The organism is Paenibacillus aurantiacus, from assembly GCF_042431225.1.
In the GTDB taxonomy this organism is placed as follows: Bacteria; Bacillota; Bacilli; order Paenibacillales; family Paenibacillaceae; genus Paenibacillus_Z; species Paenibacillus_Z aurantiacus.
Genome location: NZ_JBHMDO010000022.1, coordinates 1 through 22,667 on the forward strand (window position 1 = coordinate 1; position 22,667 = coordinate 22,667).

General features: G+C 51.9%; 19 protein-coding genes. 11 read left to right on the forward strand and 8 right to left on the reverse strand.

The window, feature by feature from the left end:
- Positions 1-223: 223 nt before the first annotated feature.
- Positions 224-1,306: an HD-GYP domain-containing protein gene (locus ACFFSY_RS11695; RefSeq protein WP_377494025.1), complete on the reverse strand. Its 1,083-nt coding sequence runs from the start codon at positions 1,304-1,306 to the stop codon at positions 224-226.
- 38 nt (positions 1,307-1,344) lie between these two features.
- Positions 1,345-3,831, reverse strand: a complete 2,487-nt coding sequence (gene gyrA, locus ACFFSY_RS11700; protein WP_377494027.1) for a DNA gyrase subunit A — start codon at positions 3,829-3,831, stop codon at positions 1,345-1,347.
- Between the two features lie 412 nt (positions 3,832-4,243).
- Between gyrA and ACFFSY_RS11705 the strand changes: the two genes are divergently transcribed.
- On the forward strand, positions 4,244-5,020 hold the full coding sequence (locus ACFFSY_RS11705) for a YheC/YheD family protein (RefSeq protein ID WP_377494029.1): 777 nt from the start codon (positions 4,244-4,246) through the stop codon (positions 5,018-5,020).
- A gap of 97 nt (positions 5,021-5,117) precedes the next feature.
- Here the strand turns inward: ACFFSY_RS11705 and gyrB are convergent, their stop codons facing one another.
- The 6 genes from gyrB to dnaA all read right to left on the reverse strand — a co-directional run bounded on the left by gyrB (position 5,118) and on the right by dnaA (position 11,570).
- Entirely contained in the window at positions 5,118-7,028 is a 1,911-nt protein-coding gene (gene gyrB / locus ACFFSY_RS11710) for a DNA topoisomerase (ATP-hydrolyzing) subunit B (RefSeq protein WP_377494031.1), read from the reverse strand.
- 87 nt (positions 7,029-7,115) lie between these two features.
- On the reverse strand, positions 7,116-7,364 hold the full coding sequence (remB, locus tag ACFFSY_RS11715; protein ID WP_377494033.1) for an extracellular matrix regulator RemB: 249 nt from the start codon (positions 7,362-7,364) through the stop codon (positions 7,116-7,118).
- Between the two features lie 48 nt (positions 7,365-7,412).
- A complete protein-coding gene (gene recF, locus ACFFSY_RS11720) occupies positions 7,413-8,522 on the reverse strand; it encodes a DNA replication/repair protein RecF (protein ID WP_377494035.1) in 1,110 nt (369 codons plus the stop codon).
- Between the two features lie 35 nt (positions 8,523-8,557).
- Entirely contained in the window at positions 8,558-8,773 is a 216-nt protein-coding gene (gene yaaA, locus ACFFSY_RS11725) for a S4 domain-containing protein YaaA (RefSeq protein ID WP_377494037.1), read from the reverse strand.
- Positions 8,774-8,806: 33 nt separating this feature from the next.
- Complete coding sequence (dnaN, locus tag ACFFSY_RS11730) at positions 8,807-9,949, reverse strand: DNA polymerase III subunit beta (protein ID WP_377494039.1); 1,143 nt, start codon at positions 9,947-9,949, stop codon at positions 8,807-8,809.
- Positions 9,950-10,220: 271 nt separating this feature from the next.
- On the reverse strand, positions 10,221-11,570 hold the full coding sequence (gene dnaA / locus ACFFSY_RS11735; protein ID WP_377494041.1) for a chromosomal replication initiator protein DnaA: 1,350 nt from the start codon (positions 11,568-11,570) through the stop codon (positions 10,221-10,223).
- A 605-nt stretch (positions 11,571-12,175) separates the two neighbouring features.
- On the opposite strand from dnaA, the gene rpmH reads away from it, so the two are divergent.
- The 10 genes from rpmH (at position 12,176) to ACFFSY_RS11785 (ending at position 22,616) form a co-directional block, all read left to right on the forward strand.
- The gene (gene rpmH, locus ACFFSY_RS11740) at positions 12,176-12,310 is read left to right on the forward strand and encodes a 50S ribosomal protein L34 (RefSeq protein ID WP_148929286.1); all 135 of its coding nucleotides are present in this window, start codon (positions 12,176-12,178) and stop codon (positions 12,308-12,310) included.
- Positions 12,311-12,554: 244 nt separating this feature from the next.
- Positions 12,555-12,902 carry a ribonuclease P protein component gene (rnpA, locus tag ACFFSY_RS11745; protein WP_377494044.1) on the forward strand — a complete coding sequence of 116 codons (348 nt, stop codon included), beginning with the start codon at positions 12,555-12,557 and terminating at the stop codon, positions 12,900-12,902.
- Positions 12,903-13,056: 154 nt separating this feature from the next.
- Entirely contained in the window at positions 13,057-13,860 is an 804-nt protein-coding gene (locus tag ACFFSY_RS11750; protein WP_377494046.1) for a YidC/Oxa1 family membrane protein insertase, read from the forward strand.
- Positions 13,857-14,546 carry an RNA-binding cell elongation regulator Jag/EloR gene (gene jag / locus ACFFSY_RS11755; RefSeq protein ID WP_377494048.1) on the forward strand — a complete coding sequence of 230 codons (690 nt, stop codon included), beginning with the start codon at positions 13,857-13,859 and terminating at the stop codon, positions 14,544-14,546. The genes ACFFSY_RS11750 and jag overlap by 4 nt, the downstream gene beginning before the upstream one ends.
- A gap of 70 nt (positions 14,547-14,616) precedes the next feature.
- Complete coding sequence (gene mnmE, locus ACFFSY_RS11760; protein WP_377494922.1) at positions 14,617-15,996, forward strand: tRNA uridine-5-carboxymethylaminomethyl(34) synthesis GTPase MnmE; 1,380 nt, start codon at positions 14,617-14,619, stop codon at positions 15,994-15,996.
- Positions 15,997-16,096: 100 nt separating this feature from the next.
- A complete protein-coding gene (gene mnmG, locus ACFFSY_RS11765) occupies positions 16,097-17,986 on the forward strand; it encodes a tRNA uridine-5-carboxymethylaminomethyl(34) synthesis enzyme MnmG (protein WP_377494050.1) in 1,890 nt (629 codons plus the stop codon).
- A 6-nt stretch (positions 17,987-17,992) separates the two neighbouring features.
- Positions 17,993-18,715 carry a 16S rRNA (guanine(527)-N(7))-methyltransferase RsmG gene (rsmG, locus tag ACFFSY_RS11770; RefSeq protein WP_377494052.1) on the forward strand — a complete coding sequence of 241 codons (723 nt, stop codon included), beginning with the start codon at positions 17,993-17,995 and terminating at the stop codon, positions 18,713-18,715.
- Positions 18,716-19,126: 411 nt separating this feature from the next.
- Positions 19,127-19,960 (forward strand): nucleoid occlusion protein, encoded by an 834-nt coding sequence (gene noc / locus ACFFSY_RS11775; protein WP_377494054.1) that lies wholly within the window; start codon positions 19,127-19,129, stop codon positions 19,958-19,960.
- A 1,050-nt stretch (positions 19,961-21,010) separates the two neighbouring features.
- Entirely contained in the window at positions 21,011-21,784 is a 774-nt protein-coding gene (locus tag ACFFSY_RS11780) for a ParA family protein (RefSeq protein WP_377494056.1), read from the forward strand.
- Positions 21,765-22,616 (forward strand): ParB/RepB/Spo0J family partition protein, encoded by an 852-nt coding sequence (locus tag ACFFSY_RS11785; RefSeq protein WP_377494058.1) that lies wholly within the window; start codon positions 21,765-21,767, stop codon positions 22,614-22,616. The genes ACFFSY_RS11780 and ACFFSY_RS11785 overlap by 20 nt, the downstream gene beginning before the upstream one ends.
- Positions 22,617-22,667: the final 51 nt, after the last annotated feature.

The following is a 22,667-nucleotide window of genomic DNA, read 5'->3' on the forward strand; positions in this document are numbered from 1 at the left end:
GACTCATTACTTCACTAGCTTTGACATATCGCTCATTGTTCAGTTTTCAAGGAACAAGTTGTTTCTTTTGCTTTTGTTTACCGCATCTCTCAGCGGCGACTTTAAGAATATACCATAGGTCATTTACCCATTGCAAGTGTTTTTTTGAATTTAATTAAAAAAATCTGCATGATTCGCTACAACTCCCTTTCGGGGTGTATCGAACCATGCAGACGGGTTGAACTTATGCGCCACCTCGAACCATGATTTCTTCAATGTATAGGTGTCTTTCGGTCGTTAAATTGACGATTGCACCATTCACAGAGACCCATGGTCGGGTTGGATGATTCCGGTCAGAGAAAACGATTTCGCCAATACGGTCATCGCTTAAGCGCACGATTGTCCCGTTATGGAACTGGGTCACCTTCTCGATGAATGTCTGGACATAAGAAGGTTCCAGTTTGCCGAACGAGTCTTTCTGTATTTGTTCCAATACCAAGTATGGCGAGGCTGCCTTACGATAGGCCCGCTTCATTGTCATCGCGTTAAATATATCGCAGATGGCCACGATCTTGGCATACGGGTGAATTTTGTCGGCAGCGACGCCAAGCGGGTAGCCGCTACCGTCGACGCGCTCGTGATGCTGCAATGCGGCCAGTTTGACCCCCTCGTTAATTGCAGTTACGTTCTTTAACAATTGGTAGCCCAACACCGTGTGGCGGCGCATTTCTTCCAACTCGTTGAGCGACAAGGAGTCCGGCTTATATAAGACGGTCGGGTCGATCTTGACGTTACCGATATCATGAAGCAATCCCGCCAAGGAGACCTGCATCCAGTCCTTCTTGGGCAGACCTACCCATTGGGCCAGCATATAGCAGCTCATCGCGACCATAACGCTCTTGTGCTGAATGAACTCTTCGTTCTGAACGACATGAGGTGCAAATTGAAGCACCTTGTATTCCTCAATATAACCGAGCAGCGCTTCGAGTTGGGTACGCAGCTCCAGAACAGGAATACTTTGTCCGCTCACTGTCTGGTTGTACACTTTTTTGAGCAACTTCACCATCAGAAGGTACTGCTCGCCCAACTCGGATTTTATCTCGATGGTGGCCTTGAGCTCTTCTGGAAGGGGAGCCGCTTTTTCTTTATCCTGCGCTCTGTCCGGCACGTCAATGACAACGGTAGGCACGAGGAAGGCCTGAAGGATGTCCAATTCACGCGGCGTTACGACCTTGCCTTTGTGAAATAGCACGCTCCCCAGCGGCGTCAATACGTCTTCAACTAGCTTATCTCCGAGTTTGACCTGCGTAACCGGTACCGTTGCCATTGCCCGAATCCTCCCCGTTATCTCAGATGCCTATATGGTTATTCTTCCGCTTGCGGCGGCGTGGATTCTCCGGATTCTTCTAGAGATTCCGACTCATCTTCCTCACTGCGAGCAACACGTGTTACGGTTGCGACGGAGTCGTCTTCGCGGATATGAATGAGCTTGACGCCAACCGTATTGCGACCCATGGTGTTGATTCCGTCCATGCTCGTCCGGATCATCGTCCCCGACGAGGTCATGATCATCAGGTCCTCTTCGTTCTGTACGACTTTAAGCGCGACGACCGTACCGTTCTTCTCGGTGACGTTAAGCGTCTTGATGCCCTTACCGCCGCGGGTTTGGATGCGGTATTCGCTGATCGGCGTGCGCTTGCCGTAGCCCTTGGCTGTTACGATCAGCACTTCATTCTCAGGCACAATCACGTCCATGCCGATTACGTAATCGCCCTCATCTATTTGTATCCCTTTGACCCCGGTTGCCGCGCGTCCCATGGAGCGAACGTCCTGCTCTTGGAAGCGAATCGACATGCCCTGACTCGTACCCATGATGATCTCTTGATTGCCATCAGTCAGACGTACGCCAATGAGCGCGTCTTCTTCGCGAAGGTTAATCGCGATCAGACCGACCTTACGAATATTCGCATAATCGTCGAGCGGCGTCTTCTTGACCACGCCTTCCTTGGTCGCAAAGAAGAGGTACTTATCCGGTTCGAACGCTTCGACCGGAATGACGGCGTTGACCGTTTCACCTTGCTCGATCTGGATTAGATTTATAATAGGCGTGCCTTTGGCCGTCCGGCTAAGATCCGGAATCTCGTAGGCTTTCAAGCGGTACACCTTGCCTTTGTCCGTAAAGAACAGCAGGTAGTGATGCGTATTGGAAACGAAAAGATGCTCGACGAAGTCGTCTTCTTTGGTTCCCATGCCGAGTATCCCTTTGCCGCCGCGCTTCTGACTGCGGTAAGTGGTGACCGGCAGACGCTTCACGTAGCCGCCATGCGTAATCGAGATGATGACGTCTTCGCGCGGGATCAAGTCTTCATCCAAGATCTCATCGTCGCTCAACGTAATCTCGGTGCGGCGCTCGTCGCCGAATTTCTCCCGAACTTCGTTGAGCTCGTCGCTGATGATTTGAAGGACGAGTTGTTCGTCGGCGAGAATCGCTTTGTATTCGGCAATCTTCTTCTGCAGCTCTTCGTATTCGGCTTCGATCTTCTCGCGTTCCAAACCGGTCAGGCGTTGGAGACGCATGTCGAGGATGGCTTGCGCCTGGTCATAGCTCAGCGCGAATTTGGAAATCAATCCGTCGCGAGCCTCTTCGGTCGTTCTCGAAGCACGAATGAGCGCGATAACTTCATCCAGATGGTCAAGCGCGATACGCAAACCCTCGAGAATGTGGGCGCGCGCCTCCGCCTTCTTGAGGTCGAATTCCGTTCTGCGGCGGATGACTTCGATTTGGTGCTGCAGATAATAGTACAGGCAATCCTTCAAGTTCAACACGCGCGGCTCCTTGTTCACGATCGCGAGCATGTTGATGCCGAAGTTAGTTTGCAACTGCGTTTGCTTGTAAAGGTTGTTCAATACGACGTTCGGATTAACGTCCCGGCGAAGCTCGATGACAACGCGCATACCATTGCGGTCGGACTCATCCCGCAAGTCGGTGATGCCTTCGATTTTCTTCTCCCGCACGAGTTCCGCGATCTTCTCAACCAACCGTGCTTTGTTGACCATGTATGGCAGCTCGTACACGACGATACGGGCTTTGCCCGCATTGTCCTCAATGTTGACGCGAGCACGCATCGTAACCGATCCGCGGCCCGTCGTATAGGCTTGGCGAATACCTTCCCGGCCCATGACGAAACCTGCCGTCGGGAAGTCAGGTCCCTTGATATATTCCATCAGTTCGATCGCCGTAATATCCGGGTTCTTGATGAGCGCCTGCACGCCTTCGATGACTTCCGTCAAGTTGTGCGGCGGAATGTTGGTCGCCATGCCGACCGCAATCCCCGATACGCCGTTCACGAGCAGGTTCGGGATACGAGCCGGCAGAACGGCAGGCTCATGTTCTTCGCCGTCATAGTTCGGTACGAAATCGATCGTGTCTTTGTTGATATCGCGCAGCATCTCCATGGCGATCTTGGATAAACGAGCCTCCGTATACCGCATAGCTGCCGCAAAGTCGCCATCGATCGAACCGAAGTTGCCGTGCCCGTCGATCATCATATAGCGGAGTGAGAAATCCTGCGCCATCCGGACCATGGATTCGTAGACCGCTGAGTCGCCGTGCGGGTGATACTTACCGATGACTTCGCCGACGATCCTGGCGGATTTCTTATAAGGCTTGTCCGGCGACATGCCGAGTTCCGACATCGCATACAAAATGCGGCGGTGAACCGGTTTTAACCCGTCTCTGACGTCGGGAAGGGCACGGCTCACAATGATGCTCATCGCGTAGTCCATAAACGATTCGCGCATCTCGGTACTGATATCGCGGTCATGAATCTGCGATTGTTGTTCTTCCGCCATCGTAAACCTCCTAAAAGTTTCGCGTATGATTGTCCTCCGCAGCATCGCGGCAGTTGCATGACGATCACGCGCAAGTTGACTCCATGCGGGGTATCCGCCAACTTATATGTTCGGCAATGCTTGTTGGCCCCACAGTGATCTCGTATTAGAAAATAGGGATAACATTACAGTATGTTCACAAACAGGAACTTATTAAACCTTGCGATCGATCGCGTCGACGTATGGATATTCGCCAATCTATCCGGGTCCATAGGTACAAACCCTCTCCATTCGCCTTGGTTCGACATAAGCTATCCCCGGGGTACCAAAAAACAAACGAAAAATAGGCATTATCCCTGATATTATACCATTGTTTGCAGTCTCTGTCTTGTTTGTCTTATGCCCCTATCAACTCCTGAGAGGCGGATTGACATTGGCTATTCAACGGGTTCGAAGCAAGTGGGCCAAGACCAACGTCCTCCTGCAATCCCCATCGCTGGCGTCTCGGATACCGGATACGAAGCGCTGGGGCCCAAGGCCCCTTGCCGTCATGCTCGATCAGTACGAGATGGTCTATGTAAAACCCGACGGCGGCACATTCGGCAAAGGCGTCATGCGCGTCTGGAAATCCGGCGAATCAGAATATTCCTTCCAGTCCGGAACCGTACCGCATGCATTCCCCTCTATTGCGTCCTTATCCGAACGGCTGGACGCGATCATAGGCGGAGGCAACTATCTGATTCAACGCGGTATCCCTTTGCTTCAATATGAGGGACGAAGCTTTGACTTGCGCGTCATGGTCCAACGCAGCGGAACCAATCGCTGGGAGATGACGGGGATTATCGGCCGCTTGGCGCAGCCGAATAAAATTGTCACCAACTACCACAGCGGCGGCACACTCACCGATGTGACCGTACTGCTCCGGCCATATCTGGATGCGGAAGGTCAAGAGCGGCTATTGGCGGAGCTTCGCCACCTCGGCACGGATACGGCCAGGCAGCTATCCACCACGTATCCCGGCTTGAAAGAGATCGGGTTGGATGTCGCTATCGATGACCAACTCCGCTTCTGGATACTCGAAGTCAACACCATGCCAGACCCTTATATTTTTCGCGCCTTAAAAGATCCCGCAGTCTTTCGCAAGATTTATCGTTATGCCATGGGGTACGGGCGTTTCAAACGTTCGAAGAAACGCAGGGTGATGAAGTAGACCTTCAGGCCCCTCGGATTGGACTCATGTCGATGCCGCAAATGGAAAACAAGCCGCCGGTTGCCCGAGCGGCTTGTTCGCCAAAATTCGTCGATTGCTATACGTCGAGGTTCTTGACGAACTTCGCGAATTGCTGGATAAAATCGCGTCGCGGCTCGACTTCGTCGCCCATCAGGGTCTCGAAAATTTCATCCGCCTTAATCGCGTCTTCGATCGATACCTGCAGCATCGTGCGGCTCTCCGGATCCATGGTCGTCTCCCATAGTTGCCCGGCATTCATCTCGCCCAAACCTTTGTAACGCTGAACGTTGACTTTGGCGCCTTCGCCGAATTCCGCGATAATCTCGTCGCGTTCCCGCTCACTCTGCGCATAACGCACAACCTTATTGCGCTCGATCTTGAAGAGCGGCGGCTGCGCGATATAGATATAGCCTGCCTCAAGTATCTTGCGCATGTACCGGTAGAAGAACGTCAGCAGCAGCGTGCGGATATGCGCGCCGTCTACGTCGGCATCGGTCATGATGATGACTTTGTGGTAACGTGCCTTCGCAATATCGAAATCGTCGCTGATGCCCGTGCCGAGCGCCGTAATAATCGCGCGAATTTCGGCATTGCCGAGAATTTTGTCCAGACGGGCTTTCTCGACGTTCAAAATTTTGCCCCGCAGCGGAAGGATCGCCTGGAAATGACGGTCGCGTCCTTGTTTGGCCGAGCCGCCCGCGGAGTCGCCTTCGACAATGTACAGTTCGCTGATCGAAGCGTCCTTGGACGAACAGTCGGCCAGCTTGCCCGGGAGGGAGCTCACTTCCAACGCGCTCTTGCGGCGCGTCAGTTCGCGGGCTTTGCGCGCGGCTTCGCGCGCTCTGGCTGCCTGCAAGCCTTTGTCGATGATTTTGCGGGAAACGGCCGGGTTCTCTTCGAGAAACTCCTGGAACTTCTCCGCGAAGAACGACTCCACGATCCCGCGCACTTCGCTGTTGCCGAGCTTCGTCTTCGTCTGGCCTTCGAACTGCGGCTCCGGGATTTTGACCGAAATGATGGCCGTGAGCCCTTCCCGTACGTCGTCGCCGGAAAGATTCGAGTCGTTGTCCTTCACGAGATTCGTCTTGCGCGCGTAATCGTTAATGATCCGCGTTAGGGCGCTCTTGAAGCCGGACTCGTGCGTGCCGCCTTCATGCGTATTGATATTATTGGCGAACGAGTAGATGTTCTCCGTGTAACTGTCGTTGTACTGGAGCGCCACCTCGACGTGGATGTTATCTTTGGCGCCTTCAACGTAGATCGGCGTTTCATGCAGCGCTTCGCGCTTCCGGTTCAAGTGCTGGACGAACTCGATAATGCCGCCGTCGAACTTGAACGTATTCGATGTCCCGGTCCGCTCGTCGGTTAGATTAATCTCGATGCCTTTATTCAAAAACGCAAGTTCGCGAATACGTCCTTGCAAAATTTCATACTCATAAACCGTCGTCTCCGTGAAAATCTCCGGGTCCGGCTTGAAACGGACGGTCGTTCCCGTCTCGTCGCTATCTCCGATAATTTGGAGATCGGATTGCGGCGCTCCGCGGCGGTATTCTTGTTGGTGTACTTTGCCTTCACGTTTAACCGTCACGATGACCTGTTCCGACAGCGCGTTCACGACCGAGATGCCGACGCCGTGGAGACCGCCGGATACTTTATAGCCTTCGCCGCCGAATTTGCCGCCCGCGTGGAGGACAGTCATTACGACTTCAAGCGTGGACTTCTTCAGTTTGACGTTCTCTCCCACGGGAATTCCCCGACCATTATCGACAACGGTAATACTATTGTCTTCATGGATGGTCACGTCAATGCGCGTACAGAAGCCTGCCAACGCTTCGTCGATACTGTTGTCGACGACTTCCCATACGAGATGGTGCAGGCCTTTGCTGCTCGTGGAGCCAATGTACATGCCCGGCCGTTTGCGGACAGCCTCTAAACCTTCTAGAACCTGTATCTGACTTTCATCGTAGGTGTGTTGATTCAACGACATGCTTGAATTCACTGCTCCTCTCGACTGCTATGCCCCAAGCCCTCAGACGGGCCCGATGCAGGGCTGCTCGCTTCACATTCGCTTGAATTACGTCGTCGCAAAATGATGCGATCTCTTCTTCAGCGTGGAGGACGAGATTGGCGAATAGTAGATTTTGTGCTGCGTCACAACAATCGATTTCGCTTCTTCTTCGCCTATAACTTCAACGTCTTTCCGCTTCCGGGCCTGCGCCACGAATTGTTTGGACAGCTTCGAGGATTGCTCGATCGAAATATCGAATATCGCCACGAGTTCCGCCGCGCGTATGATCTTTTCTCCGCCCAAATGAATATACATGGCTAGCACGCTCCCTTCGAAATTCCTCTGGTAGTACCAGAAGCGCCGCTACCGCACAACCTGGCCGTCCCTCACCTGATAGATGCGGGAATCGTGCAGTTTGGCGATATTGACGCTCTCAAGCCCGGTCGTCGTAACGAACGTTTGCACTTTGTTCTGAAAGGTCTCAATGAGTTGGGTCTGCCGGTTCTGATCGAGCTCCGACAAGACGTCGTCTAGCAAAAGCAGCGGGTATTCGCCGATTTCTTCGTGTATAAGCTCGATCTCAGCTAGTTTCAGCGAGAGTGCCGTCGTCCGCTGCTGGCCTTGGGAACCGTAAACCTGCGCTTCCTTGCCGTTGATGAAGAAGGCGATATCATCCCGGTGGGGGCCGACAAGCGTTACCCCGCGGCGCAGTTCCTGATCTTTTACCTGTGTTAACTTTATCATAAATCGATCGAATAAAACAGATTCATCTTTTGCATCTTCCGTCTCGAAGGAGGGACGGTAAACAATGGTCAGCTCTTCAGTGCCGCCCGTAATGCCAGCATGGATCTGCTGTGCCCATTTTTGCAGTTTATGAATAAAGTTTTCCCTTTTTTTCATGATTTTAACACCATACTCCGCAAGCTGCATGTTCCAAATATCGAGCATCGCCTGGTTCACGGAACCGGGGGTGGCGGTTTTGAGATAATTATTGCGCTGCACGAGCACTTTGGAGTATTGGCCGAGAGAATGCAAATAACCGGGCTGCACCTGTCCGATCTCCATGTCCAGAAACCGTCTGCGAATGCCCGGCGTTCCTTTTACGATCTCCAAATCCTCCGGCGCGAACATGACCACGTTGAGCGAGCCGACAAAATCGCTTAGCTTGCGCTGCTCCAGTCCGTTAATCTTCGCCTTCTTGCCTTGCCCCGATAACGTTAGGTCGAGGGTGACGGTGCCGTATCGCTTCTCCACCTCACCTCGGATTCTCGCGTCCTGAGACTGCCAGCCGATGAGCTCCTTGTCCTTACTGGTGCGATGGGACTTGGTCAGCGCCAGCACGAAAATCGATTCCAGCAAATTCGTCTTCCCCTGGGCGTTCGGACCGACAAACAGGTTCACCTGGCTGTCGGTCCGCAGTTCCAGCTGCTCGTAGTTGCGGTAATGCTGCAATTGAATGGAATTTAAATACACGCTGCCGCCTCCTACGCGCCAATTATGCGGTGGTCCTACCGCCGAACGACTCGGAACTTGCCGCAGCCTTCCACTTCCACCTGATCGCCGTCATACAGTTTGCGTCCCCGTCTGTTGTCGGGCTCCCCGTTGATGACAACCGCCGTTTCTTGCAAAAAGAATTTGGCTTCGCCGCCGGTGCTGATGCAGTCGGCCAGCTTCAAAAATTGACCGAGCGCAATATACTCGGTTGAAATCGAGATGTCTTTCATCGTTCGTCCGCCTCTTTCCTTTGCTGCGATTCGTTAGCCTGTCGTCCGGTAAGGCAAAATGAGGTGCAAACTATGTGGGTGATCCGTCGGCTTAATGATAATCGGACTCATCGGGCCATTGAAGCCGACGAACAAGTATTCGCTGTCGATGACTTTCAGCGCGTCGAGCATATATTTGGAGTTAAATGCCACCCGCAGCGGATCGCCGGTGAACTGTTTCACTTCCAGCTGCTCGGTAACGCGTCCGAGTTCCGTCGAGCTGGACGAGATTTCGACCGTGCCGTCGTCCTGCGTCGCCAGGCGAACGATGTTCGTTTTCTCTTCACGGGACATCAAGTATGCGCGGTCGATCGCATCCGTCAGTTTTTTCGTGTGAAGAACAAGTTCTGTTTTGAAGTTCTGCGGAATAATCTTGGAAGTATCCGGGTATGTCCCATCCAAAATACGCGAGAAAAACAAAACGTGTCCAATTTTGAACAATACTTGATTATCGGCTACGACAATTTCAACAAGACTGTTGTCGTCCGGCACTAGCTTGGACAGCTCGACCAACGTCTTACCTGCAATTACGACATTGGAAAAGCGTTGTCCATCCTCAGTGGACACAGAAGCAGTGCGGCTCGCCAGTCTGTGACGATCTGTAGCAACGAATTTGAATTGCCCTTCTTGGAGGTTCCATAACACGCCGGTTAAGATAGGCGTTTGTTCGCTTGTAGAGGCTGCGAATACGGTTTGGCGGATCATCGATTTGATTAGATCACCGGGAACCGAGATGCTTTCACTTTGGTCGATCGTCGGAAGAACCGGGAACTCCTCCGGATCTAGGCCAACCATCTGGATATCAGTCGAACCCGAGCGAACGAGCGTCTGATGACCGTCTTTCACTTCGATTTCGACATTTTCGGAAGGGAGCTTCTTTACGATCTCGACAAAAAACTTGGCTGGAAGCACGACGCTGCCGGGTTTGTCGACTGTTGCCACAATTTGATCGCCGTCTTCAACGGGAATAAAGCTTTGAATGGAAATGTCGGTATCCGATGCGGTGAGCGTAACGCCTTGGTGCGTGACGTCAAACTTAATGCCGCCCAAAATCGGAATCGCGGGTCTAGAGGATGAAGCTTTGGATACTTGTTGGATGGCGTCGTTCAGTTCGTCTTTGCGTATCGTTAGTTTCATGGTTTCACTCCTCGTGATTATGGGGAACGGACGATCGTTTTCGGGAGAAATCGACGTTGTTCTATTGATGATATTTCTTTAAAAAAAAGAGTAGTCGTAGTAGTAGGTGCCGTGGATATGTGGATAAGCGGGTTGGGCCCGGATAAATCAAGCCTATCCACATGTTAATAGCTTGTGCATAGGCTTGTCCGTATAAACTATTCAGGCGTGTATAACTTTTTGTCGTTTACGTCACGCGAATTGTCGATATATCGCCGCTCCGAATGCTTCTCTAGGAGTGGTTTTTTATTTTCTCCGTCAGCGTTTGGATGATCTTGAACAGATCGGGGTCGCTCTTCAGCTGCTGCGAGATTTTCTCATGGGCATGAATGACCGTCGTATGGTCGCGGCCGCCGAACGCTTCGCCGATCTTGGGCAAGGAATAATCGGTGAGCTCGCGGGAGAGATACATCGCGATTTGCCTCGGATAGGCAACTGCCTTGGTACGCTTGCGCGCCTTGAACTCTTCCATCCGCAGACCGTAGAACTCGCCCACCTTCTGCTGAATGTCCTGCATGGTAATCATCTTCGGACGGCTGGCGGGAATAATATCCTTAAGCGCTTCGGCAGCCAAATGCGAAGTAATATCGGCATTAATGAGCGAAGAATAAGCGACGACGCGGATGAGCGCGCCCTCGAGCTCCCGGATATTCGTATCGATCTGGTTGGCGATGTAGACCATCGCCTCGTTCGGAATATCCAAGTTCTCGGCCTTCGCCTTCTTGCGCAAAATCGCGATCCGCGTCTCCAGATCCGGCGCCTGGATATCGGTGATGAGCCCCCATTCAAAACGCGAGCGCAGCCGTTCTTCGAGCGTCGGAATCTCTTTCGGCGGGCGGTCAGACGAAATGACGATCTGCTTGCGCTCTTCGTGAAGCGCGTTAAAGGTATGGAAAAATTCCTCTTGGGTGCCGTCTTTGCCGGCTAAAAACTGAATGTCGTCAATGAGCAGCACGTCGATGTTGCGGTACTTGTTGCGGAAACTCTCGCCCCGGTCGTCCCGGATCGAGTTGATGAATTCGTTGGTGAACTTCTCGGACGACAAATAAAGAACGCGCGTGCTCGGATTATGCTCCAATATGTAATGGCCGATCGCGTGCATCAAGTGCGTTTTGCCTAGTCCGACGCCGCCATACAAAAACAGCGGATTATACGCCTTGGCCGGCGCTTCCGCCACGGCAAGCGATGCCGCATGGGCAAACCGGTTGTTGGCGCCGATGACGAACGTGTCGAACGTATATTTGGGATTCAGCATGTGCTGAACCGTCTCTTCCGGCTGCGCCGGCACAGCCGTTACGACAGGCGCTTGGAAGGCCGGCTCAGGCGGCTTGTTCTCCTCGATCACGAACTTTATGTCAAATTGACGCCCCATATATTCCTGGAGCGTGGTGCGTACTAATTTGGTATAGCGGCTTTCCAGCCACTCCACGGCAAAAGTCGTGGGTGCCGTCACAACCACCAGCGATTCGCCATGCAGCGATGCCTTGGTCGCTTTGAACCACGTATCGAAGCTAGGTTTGCTCAGCTTGGTCTGTATGATCGACAGCACCTGCTGCCACATTTCGCTCGTATGGGCTTCCACAGATTGTCACTCCTTATCCAATTCGCCCTTATGCGGCGCAGACATGCGCTTGATGTCGAATAGACCCGTATAGGGAAACCTTCATCCACAGTATAAAGATTATTCGAGAGTAAGATATCAATAGGGGAACGATGTTGTTCACAGTATTATCCACAGGCTGTTGATAAATAAGAGGGGAAATGATAGCTATCCACACCGAAAACATATCTATCATAGCAAAACAACCCCGTATTTTCAACGATTCTAGAAGGTCTATCCACAAATTCTATAGGTTGTGTACAAAAGTTATCACCAACACTACATATTGTTTACAACTTGTTGGGATTCGACAAAAATCGCAAAGCGCTATTCACAGCCATCCACATGTTATTAGTTTGCGACGGATTATCCCGATTATTCTCGTTATCCACAGGCGGATGGAGCTCCATGCGTTATCCACGGTTTCGGTCGGCGCGTGGATGTTAGACGCCGGAACCTTCGGTTGACATTTGGGCGTGAGCATGGTTTAATTGAAAAAGCGTTTTTTTTAGTTAAAGATCCGTCGTTCGATCGGCGAAGTATAGAAAGTCGCTTGGCGAGGGAATATGGAAACAGGAGGTGCAATAATGAGACCGACATTTAAACCGAACGTTAGCAAACGTAAGAAAGTGCACGGATTCCGCAAACGTATGGCTTCGAAGAATGGACGTAAAGTGCTTGCTGCCCGCCGTCAAAAAGGTAGAAAAGTACTGAGCGCGTAAGAACAAGACCACGCACCGTGGTCTTTTTTTTATGCCTTGAACCGGAATTGGCCTAGGAAATGAGGCTTTGGTGCGGCGTTGGGGCTTTTTATGGTTTAAAATGAGGGAGAGGTTACCCGCATGCATAGGTACCTGGAGACAATCGATTACATTTCTCCTTCATTAATGAGGAAGTAAGTTGTTTAGGGTTGCGGAAGCGGGCAATAATTGAATTTAGAGCCGGAAGGTTGGTGAACGAATAGCCGTGCAAAGGAAATTGCGGTTGCGAAACCGGGAGGATTTCAGCCGGATCTACCGACAAGGGAAGTCGTTTGCGAACGGACAGTTCGTCCTCTATTGGTCCCGGCAGCCGAAAGCGGAACCATTCCGGATGGGCGTGTCCGCCAGCAAGAAAATCGGCAATGCCGTCGTCCGGAACCGGATGCGACGGGTGGCGAAGGAGATCGTCCGCTTGCAGGCCGACCGGATCCAGGGGCATATCGATTTTATACTCATCGTCCGCAAGCCGGCTGTCGGGATGACGAGCAAGGATCTGGAGCGGAGCATTATGCACGTGATGAAGCGGGCGGGGCTGCTGAAAACGTCGAAATAGCGGCGGTTTTGGCGGTTTTTTGCTTCATCCAAGCTTGTTTCTTTGTTCCATAAAATATGCTATAGTTTGTAATGTATGCATCGGGAGCGGGACGCTTCGTGCAGAAGCCCTTGGCGCTTGATTGCGATGGTTACTCTAGAGAGGAGTTTTTCTGTTGTCCCGTATTTCTAAACGCAGTTGGATCACCATACTCACGCTTGTTCTTCTCGCTCTCTTCTTGTCTGGGTGCGCGCCGTCAGCGTCGCATGTGGTGGATACTGCCGATCTGAAGCAAGGCAACTTCTGGGAGAAGTATGTCGTGTATTACTTTGCGCAAACGCTCGATACGTTCGCCAGCTGGTTCAATGGCGAATACGGCTTTGCGATTTTGCTGATGGTAATCATCGTCCGCACCTTGATTTTGCCGCTTACGCTCAAGCAGTACCGAAGTTCGAAGGCTATGCAGGCTATTCAGCCGGAGCTTACGAAAATCAAAGAGAAATATAAAGACAATCCGCAAAAGCAGCAGGAAGAGACGATGAAGCTGTTCCAGCAGCATCAGGTTAATCCGCTTGCAGGCTGTTTGCCGTTGTTCGTTCAAATGCCGATTTTTATCGCGCTGTATAATTCGATCTATTGGAACCCGGCGATTCGTGAGCACTCGTTCTTGGGGATCAAAATGGGTGTGGCCGTCAATGCTCAATCGTGGTATGCCTATATACTGCCGTTGCTCGCTGCCTTGACGACCTATGTCCAATCGAAAATGATGCAATCGCAGCAAAAAGGCAGCAACCCGATGATGCCGGCGATGAATTCGATCATGCTGATCTTCCCTGTGCTGATCTTCGTCATGGCGCTCTCGCTGCCTGCCGCGCTGCCGATCTACTGGATCTTCAGTAACATCTATACAATCATTCAAAACTATTTCTTGTATATCCGTTCTGCAGAGAAGGACAAGGAGAGTGCACCTGCGAAATGAGGAAAATCGTCGCATCGGGCAAAACGATAGATGATGCTGTGCGCAACGGTTTAATGGAATTGAATACGACGATGGACCAGGTAGCTGTTACCGTGCTGGAGGCACCGAGTCGAGGGTTATTCGGATTGATCGGCGTCAAACCGGCGAAAGTCGAGGTTGCGCTGATCGAGATTGAATCTGTTGACGATGGGACTCCGGCGGAACGAGCCGAGCTGGTTGGACTTCGATCGGATCCTTTGGCAGAAGCCGAACGATTCATCGTAGAGGTCGGCGCTACCATGGGGCTGTCACTCACCGTATCGAGAAGCTCTTCACGAGAAGGAACGACTCTTGCCGTCCAAGGCAGCGGAGATCTCGGACTGCTCATCGGACGTCGCGGCCAGACGCTGGACGCGATGCAGTATTTGGTCAACATCGTCGCTAACCGTTATTCCGACAGCCATCTGCGCATTGTTCTCGATGCGGAGAATTTCCGCGACCGCCGGCGCAAGACGCTGGAGGACTTGTCCGACCGTTTGGCAGGACGAGTTCTCCGCACGAAGAAGGAAGTCGTGCTGGAGCCGATGTCCTCGCAGGATCGGAAAGTGATTCACGCGCAATTGCAAAACCACGATCGGGTCAAGACGTACAGTAAAGGCGACGAGCCGAATCGGTGTGTTGTAATTACACTAAAGCAAGATGCATAAATGAGAATGAAGCAATGGCATGCAACAGTTGTCATTGCTCATTTTTTTAAGGGAGTATAAACCATCTATGATGACACAAGATACGATCGCCGCGATCGCGACCGCCGTCGGCGAGGGCGGAATTGCCGTCATTCGCGTGAGCGGTCCGGATGCCGTGGCCGAATCGGCGAAGCTGTTCAAGAGCGCTTCGAATATAATGGAGGCGCCGTCGCATACCGTACATTACGGTCATATCGTAGATCCGGCAAGCGGTGAGAACATCGAGGAAATTCTGCTGACTGTCATGCGGGGACCGCGTTCGTTCACGGCGGAGGACGTTGTGGAATTGAGCACGCACGGCGGCGTTGTCGCCGTAAAGCGGGTGCTGGAGCTGCTGCTGCGACAAGGGACGGTGCGCATCGCCGAGCCGGGGGAATTCACGAAACGCGCCTTCCTGAACGGCCGGATCGACCTGGCGCAGGCGGAAGCGGTCATTGATTTGATCCGTTCCAAATCTGACCGTGCGTTCTCGGTCGCTATGAAACAGGCGGAAGGAACGTTGTCCCGCCGGGTGAAGGCGCTTCGCCATAACTTGGTGGAGCTGCTTGCCCATATTGAGGTCAATATCGACTACCCCGAGCACGACGTAGCGGAGATGACGAACAATTACATTCGCGAGCGCAGCCAAGAGGCTTGCGACGAGATCAACCGACTGCTAAAAACAGCGAGCGAAGGCAAGATATTGAGGGAAGGCATTATGACCGCCATCGTCGGCCGTCCTAACGTCGGCAAGTCGTCGCTGCTCAACGCGCTCGTACAGGAGAATAAAGCGATCGTCACCGATATTCCGGGGACGACGCGCGACGTGATCGAAGAGTATGTTACACTTGGTGGTATTCCGCTTCGGCTGCTGGATACGGCAGGGATTCGGGAGACGAACGATATCGTCGAACGGATCGGTGTGGAACGCTCGCGAACCGCGCTGGAAGAAGCGGACCTGATTCTGTTCGTGGTGAATGCCTCGGAATCGCTTCACGAGGATGATTATAAATTGATGGAACAGCTGCAAGGGCGTCCGGTCATCGTACTGCTAAACAAAACGGATTTGCCCGTCGTTGTGGATGAAGCCGAGCTGGCCAACCGGTTCGCGCCGGAGTCGATCGTGCGGTTGTCGGTATTACGTGAGCAAGGACTCGATCTACTGGAGAAGGTCATTCGCGGCATGTTCTTCGGCGGTGAGATCGATAGCGGCGATTTGACATATGTCAGCAATGTCCGACATATTGCGCTGCTGCATCAAGCGAAGCAGTCGCTTGTGGATGCTATGGAAGCAACCGAGGCCGGGATTCCGATTGATTTGGTGCAAATTGACGTGCGAACGGCGTGGGAGCAATTGGGCGAAATGATAGGCGATTCGGTATCGGAGTCGCTCATCGACCAGATTTTCTCGCAGTTCTGTTTAGGTAAATAAGACAGCAGTGATAGACATTGAGAACTGCCAGTTCTGGTTATGGAATCCTTTTCACGAAAAAGAGGGTGAAGAGGGGCTGGCAAGGAGGTAAATTGGTAAAATGGGATATGAAGCAGGAAATTTTGACGTCATCGTTATTGGCGCGGGTCATGCCGGATGTGAGGCGGCGTTGGCGTCGGCTCGGATGGGCTGCGAGACGCTGCTGCTGACGATTAACTTGGATATGGTGGCGTTCATGCCATGTAACCCGTCGATTGGCGGTCCGGCCAAAGGGCATGTGGTGCGGGAGATTGATGCGCTCGGAGGCGAGATGGGACGCAATATCGACAAGACGTTTATCCAAATGCGGATGCTGAACACCGGTAAAGGTCCGGCCGTTCACGCCCTGCGCGCGCAAGCGGATAAATTTCTATATCAGCATACAATGAAGAAAACGATTGAGGAGACGGACCATCTGACGCTTCGTCAAGGGATGGCGGAAGAGCTGATCGTCGAGGATGGCGTCTGCGTCGGCGTGATTACGAAGACCGGGGCGACTTATCGGGCCAAAACAGTCGTACTGACGACGGGGACTTACCTGCGCGGGAAAATCATCATGGGCGAGCTTATGTACGAAAGCGGACCGAACAACCAGCAGCCATCCGTGCGACTGTCGCAAAAACTGCGTGAGCTCGGGCTGGAGCTGGTACGCTTCAAGACCGGTACGCCGCCGCGGGTGCATAAGGATACCATCGATTTCGACAAAACGGAGATTCAGCCAGGCGACGAGAATCCGAAGTTCTTCTCCTATGAAACGGAATACTCCAACAACGAGCAGCTGCCTTGCTGGCTGACGTATACGTCGGAAGAGACACATCGCATTATTAATGCTAATCTTCACCGCGCGCCGATGTTCTCGGGGGCGATCGAAGGAACGGGGCCGCGATATTGTCCGTCGATCGAGGATAAAATCGTCCGGTTCGCCGATAAGCCGAAGCATCAGATTTTCCTCGAGCCGGAAGGGAAAGACACTTCCGAATATTACGTACAAGGTCTCTCGACAAGCATGCCGGAAGACGTGCAGCTAAGCATCCTGCGCTCGATTCCGGGGCTAGAGCGGGTTGAGATGATGCGTACCGGCTACGCCATCGAATACGATGCCGTCGTGCCGACACAGCTGTGGCCGTCGCTGGAAACAAAGGTCGTGCCGAATCTGTTCACGGCTGGTCAAATTAACGGTACTTCGGGTTATGAGGAGGCCGCTGGTCAAGGGATTATGGCCGGCATCAATGCCGCGCGCAAAGCGCAAGGCAGAGAACCGGTCGTTCTGGATCGCTCGCAAGGCTACATCGGCGTATTGATCGATGATCTGGTGACCAAAGGTACGAGTGAGCCGTATCGTCTGCTGACATCGCGTGCCGAATACCGCTTGCTGCTTCGTCATGATAACGCCGATCTGCGTCTGACGCCGACCGGTTACGAGATCGGGCTGATTAGCGAAGCGCGTTACGCGAAGTTCGCGAAGAAGAAGGAGCTCGTCGAACAAGAAATCGAACGATTGAAATCGGCGAAAATCAAAGTGGAACAAAGCGTTCAAGATATGTTGGCCGAGCTCGGATCGGCGCCGCTGCAGTTTACGACCGATGCGCTGACGCTGCTTCGCCGTCCTGAAGTGACGTATGCGCATGTGGAACGTTTCGTGCCTTCACCCGTAGAACTGACGGATGAGATGAAGGAACAGGTTGAAATTCAAATCAAGTATTCCGGCTATATCGAGAAGCAGCTGCTCCAGGTCGAACGTCTATCGAAAATGGAGAAGAAGCGCATACCTGAGGATATCGACTATACGGCTGTCCATGGGCTTGCCTCTGAAGCGAAGCAGAAGCTGACGAACATTCGCCCGCTATCGATCGGTCAGGCGTCCCGGATTGGCGGGGTTACGCCGGCGGACATCTCGATCCTGCTCGTATATCTCGAACATTATAACCGCGTAACGGCGGCGCGGGGGTAAGGCTACATGAACGAAACGCCACAGTGGTTTCCTTCGCTGCTGGCCGAGAAAGGGGTCGAACTGACTACGGAGCAGTTGGGGCAGTTCGACCTCTACTTTCGCCTGCTGGTGGAATGGAACGAGAAAATGAACTTAACCGGCATTACGGAGCGGGAAGCGGTGTATGAAAAGCATTTTTATGATTCCGTATCGCTAGCTTTCTATGTGCCGATGAACACGGTTGGCAGTATAGCGGATATCGGATCGGGTGCGGGTTTCCCGAGTATTCCGTTGAAAATATGTTTCCCGCATTTGCACGTGACAATTGTCGATTCGCTCAATAAACGTATTTCCTTCCTGAATCATGTCGTGCAAGAGCTTGGTCTAAGCGACGTGCAGTGTGTCCATGGCCGGGCCGAAGATATCGCGCGGCAGCCAGAACATCGAGATTGCTATGATTTGGTTACCGCTCGGGCGGTCGCACGCATGAGCGTGCTCAACGAGTTTTGCCTGCCATTCACGAAGAAAGGCGGCGCATTCGCGGCGATGAAGGGGTCCTCGTTGGAGGAGGAGTTGAAAGGCGCGGCTCGCAGTTTAAGTGAGCTTCGGGGCAAGGTACGGACAACGCATTATTTTCAACTGCCATTCGAACAAGCCGAACGTCATATCGTCATCGTGGACAAGCTGGAGGCTACGCCAAAGAAATATCCCCGTAAAGCAGGGCTGCCGCTAAAGCAGCCGATCGAATAGCGGCGACGAGGGGTGTTAAGCTCTCTGATGTATTTCGGGGAACTGGCCACAGTGCTGGATTGTACTTTATGCCGGACAGGGAAAAGAAAGTGGAAGACGGGCGAGGCTGTAAGAGTGCTCGCTTGCCTTCCAATTTACATAGCTTTAGGCGTATAAACGTAGTGTCCAATAGAGTTCAACGGAATCTAGTGCAGCGTAGTGAAAGTAAGAGGACAGACGTGTACATGGGTTTAAACAGCATTCAGACTTTACAGTGTGTTACACATGTCATGAAGACAATGTTCCACGTGAAACATTTTACCGACGAATAAGAGGCAAGGCTTCTTGTCAAGCAGGAAATCATTTTGAAGCCGGAGAATATGTACTTGTAAACATTCCTCGGCACTTTGAATTCGGGTGGTAGTTGACGAGATGAAAGAACAATTTTCGCGTTTGTTTGGACTATCCTCAGATCCAAAAGGCGCCCAAGACGAAGTGAAGCAAATACCGATCGGCGATATTGATACGAGTCCTTATCAGCCGCGCACCATTTTCGATGACGAACGAATCGACGAGCTGTGCCAAACGATCAAGACCCATGGGGTCATTCAGCCGATCGTTGTACGGATGCGGAATAACCGCTATGAGATTATCGCAGGCGAACGTCGTTATCGGGCAGTCAAAAAGCTGGGGCTGGAAACCATTCCTGCAATCGTGCGGGAGTTCAATGATTCGCAGGCTGCATCGATCGCGTTAATCGAGAACTTGCAGCGCGAAGGGCTGACGGCTATCGAGGAAGCGGTGGCGTATCAGAAGCTAATCGATCTTCACTCGTTAACACAAGAAAGTCTTGCTCAGCGACTCGGCAAAAGCCAGTCGACAATCGCCAACAAAATTCGGCTGCTTGGTCTTAGTGAAGCAGTCAAAAATGCGCTGATTGAGCGTAAAATTACGGAACGTCATGCACGCGCGCTGCTTGCGCTAGATACCGACGAGCTTCAGCAGAAGGTACTTGAGGATGTCGTGGCCAAGGAATTGAATGTAAAGCAAACCGAAGCGCGGGTTGCGTTCTATAAAGAGGTTGCCAAGGCGAAAAAGTCCAAGCGAGTATCCTTCACGAAGGATGTCCGACTTGCCTTGAATACGATCCGTCAGTCGATCGATATGGTCACCGAATCGGGGCTGCAAATTAAGACGAACGAAAAAGATTTCGAAGATCATTATGAGATCGTGATTCAGATCCCGAAGCGCACGCGCGAAGGGTAGATTTTAGCGATAGGCATTAAACTTCTTTCATATAGTAGCTTTAAAGACGAGAAACGTGCGAGAATAATAAGGTGATCATCACTATAAAGCCAAGTTCAGCCGTCCTTCATTAGGACGGCGTCGCCATTTTCTCGCAACCATACAACGCGATCACGCGAAGGAATGTTCCGGCAACTTGAAATCTATGGGGTCGGAACGTTTTTGTATTTATGCGACGAAGATAATGGTGCAGGACGACTCACCTTCGCAAAGCACGACAGATAGTAGCCGCGAGTAACGAGGAGACAAGGGACATAGTGGTTCCTGATCTGCTTGCCATTAGCGGCGTATAGCTTTGTAGTTCGTGGTGGGCAGCGTCTGACCAATGCCGATGACTGTGCGTGAATGTGTATTTCCCAGACCGGTAGTATGGTGGAATAGAATCATGGTGTTGGTAATGGAGTCAGCTTGGGCGAATCATAGGAGTGAAGAATCCGCAGCCTGCCGTCGGTGTGGACCTTCACATGCTGTTGTCTTCGGATTTCGATGAATTTGGCTGGTTTAGGAAGACACCCTAAGACAAGGGCGGCCACAAGTAAGTGCTTATGAAGCTGCTTATTTCCAGAAGGATTTCAGTTGTTCCATCTCATCACCAACTCCCGGCTGAATATTCAGCCGCTTAGACTCGCTTAACCTAGGGTTGACCGCCGACGTGTGACCGAGCACCCGCATGCCGCGATAGTGCCGCGCGCCAGGAGGTGCAACCTGATAATCACCCCCATCAAGATATTTGGGATATTGCTTCTAATCGGGAAGGTAGCATGTTGTCGGGCAGCATGGTTCTTCAAGCAGAAGATCGTGCAGCTGATGGAGGAAGGTTAGGTGTCGTCAGATAGCGCGCGTTCAGGTAAATAGTTGCTCATAGCTGGAATTTAGATGTCGGCGACAATAAATGTAAGGCGTATCAAACAACGTTTCATTGCTCATGGCCGAGTAAGCTTTTATAATGAATCTATTGATGACACAGTGAGCGAGTTTCAACAAGCTAATCAACATTAGAGGTGAACGGTTTTGTCTAAAACGATTGCGATATCCAACCAGAAGGGCGGTGTCGGGAAGACGACAACGTCAGTGAATCTGGGTGCCTGCCTCGCTACGCTGGGCAAAAAAGTACTGCTGGTCGACATTGATCCGCAAGGGAATACGACGAGCGGAATCGGCGTCAACAAAGCAGATGTGAAGTATTGTATTTACGACGTGTTGATCGATGATGTACACCCTAACGATGCAACGATTGCGACTGCTATCGAAGGGCTAAGCATCATTCCCGCCACGATTCAGCTTGCCGGTGCGGAAATCGAGCTAGTGTCGAGCATTTCGCGCGAAATGAAGCTCAAGAACGCATTGAAAAAGGTTAAAAGCCAGTACGATTACATTCTCATCGATTGCCCGCCGTCGCTTGGCATTCTTACGGTCAATTCCTTGACCGCTTCGGACTCTTTGATCATTCCAATTCAATGCGAATATTACGCCCTTGAAGGGCTCAGTCAGTTGCTCAACACAGTACGTCTCGTCCAGAAGCACCTGAATACGTCGCTTCAAATCGAGGGCGTGCTGCTTACCATGCTGGATGCCCGCACGAATCTTGGTATTCAAGTCATTGAAGAAGTGAAGAAGTATTTCCAGCAGAAGGTCTACCAAACGATCATCCCGCGCAACGTTCGTCTGAGCGAAGCGCCGTCGCATGGACAAGCCATTATCACGTACGATCCAAGATCCAAAGGGGCCGAGGTTTATCTTGAACTCGCGAAGGAAGTGATCATGTATGAGCAAGCGGCTAGGTAGAGGACTTGATGCGCTTATTCCGTCTCTTTCAGTAAGCGAAGAAGATAAGGTTATAGAAGTTAATCTGACGGAACTTAGACCAAACCCATATCAGCCACGTAAAACATTCGACGAGGATGCAATTAAGGAATTGGCCGAATCGATCCGTCAACATGGTGTTATCCAGCCGATTATTGTCCGTTCGGTTCTGAAAGGGTTCGAGATTATCGCCGGCGAGCGTCGTTTCCGCGCGTCGCAGCTGTGCGGCAATACTACCATTCCGGCTGTTGTACGCAGCTTCTCCGACCAACAGGTAATGGAGATTGCCTTAATCGAGAATTTGCAGCGCGAAGACCTGAATGCCATCGAACTTGCGCTTGCATATCAGGCGCTGATGGACAAGTTCGATTTGACGCAAGAAGAGCTGTCGCTTAAGGTTGGGAAATCCCGTTCGCATATTGCTAATTTCCTTCGACTGTTGACGCTGCCTGAGCAGATTAAAGATAATGTTTCACGTGGAACATTATCGATGGGGCATGCACGTGCATTAGTCGGTGTGAAAGAAGAGTCTCGTCGTAAAGAGCTGGCTGAACACACGATTACGCATGAGTGGAGCGTTCGCCAACTTGAAGAAGCAATTCAAAAATTGTCCCAGCAGGAACTGCCGCTTAAAGCGAAGCAGACGCTAAAGAGACGGGATCCTTATATCGAGCAATTGGAAGAATCGCTGCGCGATCAGTTCAAGACGACAGTGAAAATTAAACACCAGAAAGACAAAGGACGCATCGAACTTCTTTATTATAATAAACAAGACCTGGAGCGGCTGTTGGAGCTGCTGCAGCAAATGGCCTAATCATCACTCGGGCAAATCGCCACAATGATAAATAGCACACAGCCTACAGCG

What these genes read in the sequence shown, in the direction of transcription:
- ACFFSY_RS11695 (WP_377494025.1), bottom strand. Translation starts at nt 1,306, where the DNA reads ATGGCAACGGTACCGGTTACGCAGGTCAAACTCGGAGATAAGCTAGTT.
- gyrA (WP_377494027.1), bottom strand. Translation starts at nt 3,831, where the DNA reads ATGGCGGAAGAACAACAATCGCAGATTCATGACCGCGATATCAGTACC.
- gyrB (WP_377494031.1), bottom strand. Translation starts at nt 7,028, where the DNA reads ATGTCGTTGAATCAACACACCTACGATGAAAGTCAGATACAGGTTCTA.
- remB (WP_377494033.1), bottom strand. Translation starts at nt 7,364, where the DNA reads ATGTATATTCATTTGGGCGGAGAAAAGATCATACGCGCGGCGGAACTC.
- yaaA (WP_377494037.1), bottom strand. Translation starts at nt 8,773, where the DNA reads ATGAAAGACATCTCGATTTCAACCGAGTATATTGCGCTCGGTCAATTT.
- dnaN (WP_377494039.1), bottom strand. Translation starts at nt 9,949, where the DNA reads ATGAAACTAACGATACGCAAAGACGAACTGAACGACGCCATCCAACAA.
- rpmH (WP_148929286.1), top strand. Translation starts at nt 12,176, where the DNA reads ATGAGACCGACATTTAAACCGAACGTTAGCAAACGTAAGAAAGTGCAC.
- jag (WP_377494048.1), top strand. Translation starts at nt 13,857, where the DNA reads ATGAGGAAAATCGTCGCATCGGGCAAAACGATAGATGATGCTGTGCGC.
- mnmE (WP_377494922.1), top strand. Translation starts at nt 14,617, where the DNA reads ATGACACAAGATACGATCGCCGCGATCGCGACCGCCGTCGGCGAGGGC.
- mnmG (WP_377494050.1), top strand. Translation starts at nt 16,097, where the DNA reads ATGGGATATGAAGCAGGAAATTTTGACGTCATCGTTATTGGCGCGGGT.
- rsmG (WP_377494052.1), top strand. Translation starts at nt 17,993, where the DNA reads ATGAACGAAACGCCACAGTGGTTTCCTTCGCTGCTGGCCGAGAAAGGG.
- noc (WP_377494054.1), top strand. Translation starts at nt 19,127, where the DNA reads ATGAAAGAACAATTTTCGCGTTTGTTTGGACTATCCTCAGATCCAAAA.
- ACFFSY_RS11785 (WP_377494058.1), top strand. Translation starts at nt 21,765, where the DNA reads ATGAGCAAGCGGCTAGGTAGAGGACTTGATGCGCTTATTCCGTCTCTT.